Source organism: Aurantibacter sp. (genome assembly GCF_039941195.1).
Classification (GTDB): domain Bacteria; phylum Bacteroidota; class Bacteroidia; order Flavobacteriales; family Flavobacteriaceae; genus Aurantibacter_A.
This window is the reverse complement of sequence record NZ_JBDVFA010000094.1, coordinates 46,055-55,776: the sequence shown is the minus strand read 5'-3', so window position 1 is coordinate 55,776 and position 9,722 is coordinate 46,055. Positions and strand designations below refer to the sequence as shown.

The 9,722-nt window shown below is 33.5% G+C and carries 9 protein-coding genes; all 9 read left to right on the top strand.

Annotated features, from left to right (window positions below; translation table 11 throughout):
• A partial coding sequence (locus tag ABJF52_RS16085) for a T9SS type A sorting domain-containing protein (protein ID WP_348152527.1) occupies positions 1-1,317 on the top strand: 1,317 nt, incomplete at its 5' end.
• A gap of 272 nt (positions 1,318-1,589) precedes the next feature.
• On the top strand, positions 1,590-2,459 hold the full coding sequence (locus ABJF52_RS16080) for a DMT family transporter (RefSeq protein WP_348152524.1): 870 nt from the start codon (positions 1,590-1,592) through the stop codon (positions 2,457-2,459).
• 38 nt (positions 2,460-2,497) lie between these two features.
• Positions 2,498-2,983: a DUF983 domain-containing protein gene (locus ABJF52_RS16075; RefSeq protein ID WP_348152522.1), complete on the top strand. Its 486-nt coding sequence runs from the start codon at positions 2,498-2,500 to the stop codon at positions 2,981-2,983.
• Positions 2,984-2,991: 8 nt separating this feature from the next.
• Positions 2,992-3,624, top strand: a complete 633-nt coding sequence (locus ABJF52_RS16070; protein ID WP_348152520.1) for a Crp/Fnr family transcriptional regulator — start codon at positions 2,992-2,994, stop codon at positions 3,622-3,624.
• Between the two features lie 68 nt (positions 3,625-3,692).
• Entirely contained in the window at positions 3,693-5,429 is a 1,737-nt protein-coding gene (gene sulP, locus ABJF52_RS16065) for a sulfate permease (protein ID WP_348152517.1), read from the top strand.
• Between the two features lie 66 nt (positions 5,430-5,495).
• The gene (locus ABJF52_RS16060) at positions 5,496-6,911 is read left to right on the top strand and encodes an MBL fold metallo-hydrolase (RefSeq protein ID WP_348152515.1); all 1,416 of its coding nucleotides are present in this window, start codon (positions 5,496-5,498) and stop codon (positions 6,909-6,911) included.
• A gap of 132 nt (positions 6,912-7,043) precedes the next feature.
• On the top strand, positions 7,044-8,453 hold the full coding sequence (locus tag ABJF52_RS16055) for an MBL fold metallo-hydrolase (RefSeq protein ID WP_348152512.1): 1,410 nt from the start codon (positions 7,044-7,046) through the stop codon (positions 8,451-8,453).
• A 136-nt stretch (positions 8,454-8,589) separates the two neighbouring features.
• Positions 8,590-9,249: a peroxiredoxin gene (locus tag ABJF52_RS16050; RefSeq protein ID WP_348152511.1), complete on the top strand. Its 660-nt coding sequence runs from the start codon at positions 8,590-8,592 to the stop codon at positions 9,247-9,249.
• Positions 9,250-9,342: 93 nt separating this feature from the next.
• Positions 9,343-9,687 carry a rhodanese-like domain-containing protein gene (locus tag ABJF52_RS16045; protein WP_348152508.1) on the top strand — a complete coding sequence of 115 codons (345 nt, stop codon included), beginning with the start codon at positions 9,343-9,345 and terminating at the stop codon, positions 9,685-9,687.
• Positions 9,688-9,722 lie beyond the last annotated feature (35 nt).

Here is a 9,722-nt window from a genome sequence, read left to right as displayed (position 1 = left end):
GTAAATATTGAAGGTGCTTTAGTCGAAGATAATTTGGATGTATTTGCCCAAGCAGGAGGAGCACAAACTATGTTGGTTAAAACACACGTTGTGACTGTAACTGGTGGTAATTTAGATATTGACTTTTCATCACTAGCGGCAAATGGTGGTACAAGACATCCTATAATAAATGCTATTGAAATTCTTGGTTCTGGTGAAGTTCAAACTATTGCACCAATTGCAAATGCAGGTACTGAGGTAATAGTTACATTGCCAAATAATACTTCAACCTTAAATGGTTCTGGAGTCGATCCTGATGGTGGAATTGTTACGTACATGTGGTCACAGGTTGATGGACCAACAAATGCGGGAATAGCGAATGCGACAAGCGCTAATACTAATATTAGTAATCTAGCACAGGGTATTTACGTTTTCAGATTAACAGTTACTGATGATGAAAACAAGCAAGGTACCGATGATGTTGTTGTCACTGTTAATCCAGTTATTAGAGATGAAGTTTGGTTAGAAGCTGAATGTGCAGATGTTGGTTCGAATTGGTCTATTATTAATGATAATTCAACTTCAGGAGGACAATATGTTATGTCGCCATCTGGTAATAATTTTGATGGAGCTCCTTCCAACGAGGATTCATGGTTGAAATTTAACCTGAATGTTGAATCAGGAACTTATAGACTGTATGCATTGACTGATACGCCTACAGGTAATAATGATAGTTTTTGGGTTCGTATAAATGGTGGGTCTTGGCTTAAATGGAATTATATATTAAGCGATGGTGACTTTAGTTGGAGACAATTACATGATGGAGAACGAAGAAATGTATTCGTGACCTTAAATTTACAAGATGGTAATAATACTATAGATTTTGCTCATCGTGAAGAAGGTGTAGGTCTTGATAAACTTTATGTAACCAAAACTGGTGTTGTTCCTAGTGGATTAGGTGGTACTGACTTTAGTTGTAATAATAGTAATAAAGGTGTAGTCGAAGATGTCTTGCCAACAATAGCTGAAGGTGTATTAGAAAATTCTATTAATAATGATACCGCTTTAAAAGTGGTGCCAAATCAAATTCAAATATTACCAAATCCGGCTATAGTAGATATTAAAGTTTCGCTTAGCAATGCAACATTAGATATCTCTCAAATTTTAATTTACGATTTAAGTGGTCGTTTGATTAGAACTTACGATGGGTATTATCACAAGGTTAGTGATGGGGAGTTTGTATTTAATATTTCTAGTTTTGAAAGCGGAATGTATTATATAACAATTACTACGAGTGATAATAATACGACCAAACATAAATTGATAATTAGGAAATAATTAAACTGTGTCAACTTTCAGCGATAGGTTTGAAAGTTGATGCTTTAATTATGCCGAACAGAAAAACAGTATTTTAATTAAGAACCATCCTATAATACGGATGGTTTTTAGTTTACTAATTATTTATGCTAGTTATGTAAAAAAAAACATTAAACCATTTAATAGAAAAAATAGTCTATGGGTTCATTAAGTTCTAACTTGCGAAGTATATTTTAAATACGGATTTTTAAGATGTCATGTTCACTTTTTGCAATCCGTAAAACAGATAAATAGTGTCAATCTTTAAGTTAGAAAAACATTCGGGTTTAGATTTTAAAAAGGCTGTGCTTTTTATGATTATCAGCACTTTTTCATTTGCATTAATGAATGTTTCTGTAAAATACTTAGATAGAATCCCTTCTTTTCAAATTGTGTTTTTTAGATGTTTAGGTTCCTTTTTATTGGCGACATCATATATTTTAATAAAGGGAATTCCGATTCTTGGTAATAAGCGAAAGTTAATGGTGTTAAGAGCTGTAATAGGCTTAACAGCTATGACACTTTATTTTTTGTCGTTAAAACATTTGCCAGTTGGCACAGCGGTCTCACTCCGTTATATTGCACCTATTTTCGCAGCAATTTTTGCGATTTTTATATTAAAAGAAAAATTAAAAAACATTCAGTGGCTATTTTTTGTTGTAGCGTTTGCAGGGGTTTTGGTGTTGAAAGGATTTGATAGCAATATAAATACCACAGGGCTGTCATTAATACTAATAGCTTCTGTTTTTAGTGGAATGGTCTACGTTGTACTTAGAAAAATTGCTAAGTCCGATCACCCTGCAGTTGTGGTTAATTATTTTATGTTTGTTGGTACAGTTATAGGTGGTTTATTAGCCATTTCAGTATGGGTTCAGCCGAAAGGAGTTGAATGGATATTCTTATTGCTGTTAGGTTTGTTTGGTTTTATGGGACAACTTTATATGACTAGAGCGTTTCAAATAGCACAAACAAATTTGGTTGCTCCTTTAAAATATATTGAAGTGATTTTTACGATGTCAATTGGAGTAATTTGGTTTAATGAGGTTTATACTTTTTATAGCTTTTTGGGCCTAATTATGATAATTGTTGCACTTGTTTTAAATACTATGGTTAAAAAGGATTAATCATTATAAATGGTGAGAATGCGAAGGTACTTTTTGTATTGTTAATCAATATTTATGCTGGTGAATTACTTTTCTATGTAACCTTTGTTACCTTAAATTACGGTGCTGTAGTATATGTTTGTACTAAAAACAAAATGTTTGGTAAAGGCACTAAGTTATACAGTATTTTATTTTTAAAATGTCCGAGATGTCATGAGGGTGATTTTCTTGAAGCTAATCCTTACGTCTTAAGTCAGTTTAATAAAGTGAAAGAGCGTTGTGATAAATGTGATTTGAAGTATAGTATAGAACCAAGCTTTTATTACGGTTCTATGTATGTTTCTTATGCCGTTGGTATTGCTGTTGCAGTTGCAATATTTGTCTTAACTTTAATATTTAATTTGAATTTGAGTCCGCTTGAACTTTTTATTGCTATTGTAATTGGCCTTATTCTATCAATGCCATATATTGGAGCAGTTTCAAAATCAATATGGGCTAATATTTTTTTTAAATATGATAAAGCAATAGCACAGAAAAATAAATAAATGTTCTCATGATTCAAGAATTAAAACAAGGTTACGGACATATCTTTGAAGAGGCGTTAATAAATGAAATTGCACAAGTAGGTACTTTTAAAGAAGTTTCTGAAGGTTATAAATTGATGGATATTGGAGAATACGTTAGAGGTATGCCGTTGTTGATTTCAGGAGCAATAAAAGTGCTCCGTGAAGACAAAGATGGTGATGAACTTTTGTTGTATTATTTAGAGAAGGGAGATACTTGTTCGATGACTTTAACTTGTTGTATGGGTGATGCGAAAAGTGAAATAAGGGCAATCGCAGAAATGGATACTAAATTAATAATGGTACCTGTTCAAAAAATGGATGAATGGGCTGCAAAGTATAAATCTTGGAGAAACTTTATTTTCGAAAGTTATCACAATCGACTTAACGAACTGCTAAACACATTAGATAGTATTGCTTTTGATAAAATGGACATGCGACTAATTAGTTACCTTAAAGAAAAGGCAAGAATTAATGAGGGTGATATAATCAAAAACACACATCAGGAAATTGCATACGATTTACATAGTTCCCGAGTTGTTATCTCTAGACTTCTTAAAAAATTGGAGCAAATGGGGAAAATTGAATTACATCGAAACTATATAAAGATTTTATCACTTTAATTGTTTTGTAACCTAGGTTACTGCAAGCGTATTTTTTGCTAATTAAATTTGATTTCAAATTTAATTTCATGCTAAAGCGCTATTTCCCCTTTTTACAATGGTTGCCCTCATATAAAAAATCGTATTTATCAGGTGATATTAGTGCAGGTTTAACTGTAGGAGTTATGCTTGTTCCGCAGGGTATGGCCTATGCTATGATAGCTGGTTTGCCTCCAGTTTTTGGTCTCTATGCGTCATTAATTCCACAAGTAATTTATGCACTCTTAGGTACTTCACGACAGCTTGCAGTAGGTCCTGTAGCTATGGATTCTCTATTAGTAGCCTCAGGTCTAGGGGCACTTGCCCTCACAGGGATGGACGAATATATTAGTATGGCGATATTTTTGGCTTTGTTTATGGGAGTTATACAACTAACCCTTGGTTTACTCAGAATGGGTTTTTTCGTAAATTTTCTATCACAACCAGTTATAAGTGGCTTTACATCGGCAGCGGCTATAATTATTGGAATGAGTCAATTAAAACATTTGCTAGGCACCTCAATTGAGCGAAGTAATCAAGTGCATGTTTTATTAAAAAATGCTTTTATAACAATATCAGAAACAAACTTAATAACATTTGTTATAGGCATTCTTGCGATAGTAATTATTAGTATTTTAAAGAAGATTAGTAAAAAAATACCCTCAGCATTATTAGTAGTGGTATTGGGTATAGTTTTAATTTATTTTTTTGCTCTTAATAATTTGGGGGTTAAAATTGTTGGTGAAGTACCAAGCGGATTACCATCTCTTAAAGTTCCAACGGTAGATTTTTCGAGAATAGCCGATTTATTTCCAATAGCTATGACTTTATCACTAATTGCATTTATGGAGGCAATTTCTGTTGCCAAAGCAGTTGAGGAGAAGCATACCGATTACGAACTAGATTCCAATCAAGAATTAATAGCATTAGGCACTTCAAACATAATAGGTTCATTTTTTCAGTCATACCCAACAACAGGTGGATTTTCAAGAACGGCGGTAAATGATCAAGCAGGTGCAAAAACAGGTATAGCTCCAATGGTGAGTGCGCTAGTAATAGGTCTAACATTATTATTTCTCACACCTTTGTTTTATTATTTACCGAATGCAGTTTTAGCAGCAATTATTATGGTAGCAGTTTTTGGTTTAATAGATGTAAAATATCCAATGCAGTTATTTAAAAATAGAAGAGATGAGTTTTTTCTTTTACTATTAACTTTTTTAATAACGTTAACCGTTGGAATAAAGGAAGGTATATTATTGGGAGTTCTTATTTCCTTGCTTCTTTTAGTTTATAGAACTTCAAGGCCCCATATAGCGGTACTTGGGCGAATAAAAAATACAGATTACTTTAAAAATGTGGAACGTTTTCCTAATGAAACTGAAGTCTTTTCTGATTTTCTAATTGTCCGGTTTGATGCACAATTGTATTTCGGCAATAGAGCGTATTTTAAACATGAATTATTTAAAGCCTTAGATGCTAAGAAGGGACAAGTTGAATATTTAATTCTAAATGCAGAGGCCATAAATTATATAGATAGCAGTGCTGTACAAATGTTACGACAGGTAATTAAAGACCTGAAAGAAAAAAACATAAAATTTGTTGTTGCGGGGGCTATTGGTCCAACACGAGATATTTTATATTCAAGTGGATTAATTAATGATATAGGAAAGGAAAACTTATTCGTAAAAACAAATGAAGCCTTTGAACATTGTACATCTTTACGTCAAAAATCAGCAATCGAAAAAAAGATTTCTCTAGAATCGAAAAAAAATGGCGTTATGTGACATAAGTCACATTTTACCTCATGTTAGATTAATAATTTTAGGCATTGAAATTTAAATTCTACTGTCATGAAAATAGAACAAATTTATACAGGGTGTTTGGCGCATGCTGCCTATTATATAGAAAGTAATGGGCAAGCGGCAGTATTTGATCCATTAAGGGAAGTACAACCCTACTTAGATAGAGCTAAAAAAGATAATGCAAAAATCAAGTATGTTTTTGAAACACATTTTCATGCTGATTTTGTAAGTGGTCATTTAGATCTTAGCGACAAAGCCGGAGCAGCAATAGTTTTTGGTCCTGGTGCAAAACCAGCTTATGAAGCTACTATAGCAAAAGATGGTCAAATTTTCGAAATTGGCGCTTATAAAGTGAAAGCTATACATACGCCTGGACATACAATGGAGAGTACTACATATCTTTTAATTGATGAAAATGGAAATGAACATGGTTTAATCACTGGTGATACGCTTTTTATAGGAGATGTTGGTAGACCAGATCTTGCGCAACATGTGGTGTCAGAATTAACTGAAGAGAAACTAGCGGGGCATTTATTTGATTCATTAAGAAATAAAATCATGCCTTTAAGTGATCAATTAATTATATATCCTAACCATGGTGCTGGCTCAGCTTGTGGTAAGAAGATGAGTAAAGAAACTACGGATACACTTGGACACCAAAAAAAGGTAAACTACGCCTTAAGAGCCGATATGACCAAAGCGGAATTTATAAAAGAGGTTTTAACCGGACTTACAGCACCTCCTGGTTATTTTCCGCAAAATGTTTTAATGAACATTAAGGGATATCAAAGTCTTGATAAGGTTATGGATAAAGCAAAAACTGCTTTTTCTCCCGATACTTTTGAAACGGTAGCGAACGAGACTGGCGCATTAGTGTTAGATACTAGAGCTGCTAATGATTTTGCTTTAGGCTTTATTCCAAATAGTATAAATATAGGTTTAGAAGGTAGTTTTGCACAATGGGTTGGTGAAATGATACCCGATGTAAAGCAAGAAATACTGTTAATTACCGAATCAGGTAAAGAAGAAGAGGCAATTACACGTTTGTCTAGAGTTGGTTATGACAACACTATCGGTTATCTGGAGGGTGGTTTTCAATCATGGAAAAACTCAGATAAAGATTATGATTCTATTGGAAGAATTACGGCGAAAGATTTTGAAAAGGCGTTTAATGGAGAAAGACCATTATTAATTGATGTTCGAAAAAAAAGTGAATTTAATGCAGAACATATTTCAGGTGCTCTTAATATTCCTTTAAATGAGATTAATGAGCACTTAGCCCAATTTCCAAAAGATAAACCATTTGTAGTGCATTGTGCTGGGGGTTATAGAAGCATGATAGCTGCATCTATTTTGAAACAAAGGGGCTGGGACGATTTTGTTGATGTTATAGGTGGTTTTGATGAATTGTCAAAAACTAAAATTCCTAAAACGGATTACGTATGCCCCACTACATTATTATAAAGTATCACTAACCATTAAAAAAAGCCTACCATATTATCGGTGGGTTTTTTTTGTTTAATAATGTAACCAAAGTTACTGTGTAGCTCAACGCTTCATTGTAATTTTACGCTTGTAACTACTAAAAGTACAAGTATGAAAGTTGAACAAATATATACGGGCTGTCTTGCTCAAGGAGCATATTATATAGAGAGTAATGGTGAAGTTGCTATTATTGATCCACTAAGAGAGGTTAAGCCATATATCAATAGGGCTAAGCTAGATGATGCTAAAATTAAATATATTTTTGAAACGCATTTTCATGCCGATTTTGTTAGCGGTCATGTTACTTTAGCAAAAGAGACAGGAGCTCCGATTATTTATGGTCCTAGTGCTAACCCGTCGTTTGATGCAATTATTGCTCAAGATAATCAAGAATTCAAATTAGGGAAACTTACTATTACCGTGCTACATACACCTGGCCATACCTTAGAAAGTACTACATATCTTCTAAAAGATGAAAATGGTAAAGATTACGCAATTTTTAGTGGTGATACATTATTCTTAGGTGATGTAGGTAGACCAGATTTGGCTCAAAAGATGGGTGAACTAACCGAAAAGGATTTAGCGGGAATGTTATATGATAGTTTACGAGATAAAATTATGCCATTAGCCGACGACATATTGGTTTATCCAGCTCACGGTGCTGGTTCAGCTTGTGGTAAGAATATGATGAAGGAAACTGTTGATACGCTGGGAAATCAGAAAAAAATGAATTATGCCTTGCGTGAGAATATGACAAAAGAAGAGTTCGTTGAAGAGGTAACGGAAGGATTACTTCCTCCGCCTCAATATTTTCCATTAAATGTGAAATTGAATAAAGAAGGGTACGAAGATTTTAAAGAGGTTTTAAAGCGAGGTACTAAATCACTTTCGCCAAGAGCATTTGAAGCTGCAGCTAATGAAACGGGTGCAATAGTTTTAGATGTAAGACATCAGGATGAATTTGCTAAGGGTCATGTACCTCGCTCAATTTTTATAGGTTTAAATGGAGATTTTGCTCCTTGGGTAGGAGCATTAATAGCCGATGTTGAACAACCAATATTATTAGTTACTCCAAAAGGAGGAGAAGAAGAAGCTGTTACTAGGCTCTCTAGGGTTGGATTTGATAATACACTTGGTTTTTTAGAAGGTGGATTTGAAGCTTGGAAAAATAGTGCAATGGAATACGATACGGTAAGTCAAGTAAGTGCTAAAGCTTTAAGTGATTTATTGAAAATTGATGAAGTTCCTGTTTTTGATGTACGTAAGAAAAGTGAATATTTATCTGAACATTTACTTTCAGCAGTAAATACACCACTAGATTATTTAAACAATCATTTGGCTGAGTTTCCTGATAATAAAATATTTTATGTTCATTGTGCTGGTGGTTATCGTAGTATGATTGCTTCTTCAATTTTAAAAAGTCGAGGTATTCATAATTTAATTGATGTCGTTGGTGGTTTTAAGGAAATAAAGGATTCTGGTGCTCCAGTTTCGGAATATGTTTGTCCTTCAACACTGTGAGTAATATTGATACATAGGAAATTTAGAGCGGTCTTTTTTAAGGCCGCTTTTTTTTAGTAATTTTTAACATCATGTGTAACAATGGTTACTTTCTGTTCCTAGTTTCTGGGGTACTTTTAATGTAAATAATAAGACAATGGAAACTACAAAAGAAGAAGTAATAAATATGCCTAGAATTGGTGACACAGCACCAGATTTTGAGGCAGTAACAACAAAAGGTAAAATTAAATTATCAGAATTTGCTAAGGATAAATGGGTGGTGATGTTTTCGCATCCAGCCGATTTTACGCCGGTGTGTACTACTGAAATGAGTGGCTTTGCTATTCGCAAACCTGAATTTGATGCATTAAATACTGAGTTGTTGGGATTAAGTATAGATAGTGTTCATGCTCACTTGGGTTGGGTACAAAACGTTCGAGAGAATACAGGAGTGTATTTCGATTTTCCAATTATCGCAGATATTGATATGAAGGTGTCCAAATTGTATGGAATGTTGCAACCTAACGAAAGTGAAACTTCTGCAGTACGTGCAGTATTTTTTATTGATCCGGAAAAGAAGATTAGACTAGTCATGTACTACCCGTTAAACGTGGGTAGAAATATGAATGAAATATTGCGAGCTTTAGAAGCATTGCAAACATCAGATAAATATAAAGTGGCGATGCCTTTAGATTGGAAAAAGGGTGATAAGGTAATTGTATCACCGCCTAAAACCTTAGATGATTTAAATGCGAGATTAGCAGATGATAGTCTAGAAAAAGTTGATTGGTATTTAGCCAAAAAGAGTTTAAACTAATTTATTGGTTGGTTGTTTTAAGGAAACGGTTATTTTCAATCGGGCCGTTTCCTTTTTTTTTAAAATTATTATTGAATTACAAATTAAATAAACATGTCATTATTAGGAACCCTGTTTGGGATTAAAAAAGAGAATTCAGATAACATTGAAGTATTAAATAGAGAAGCATTTGCTGATGCTATAATGGTTAAAGACGTTCAGTTAGTTGATGTGCGAACTGCCAGTGAATATGGTGGTGGTCATATTAAAAATGCGAATAACATTGATTTTTTCAATCCTTCAAATTTTGAAAGTTCTTTTAATAAATTCGATAAGCAAAAACCCATATACTTGTATTGTAGATCTGGCGCACGAAGTAGAAAAGCTGCAAAAAAGTTAATTAACTTGGGTTTTTCTAAGGTATATGATCTTAAAGGTGGATATATGCAATGGGGATAAATATTCCCTAAATAACTTTGTTTAATTAGAAAACT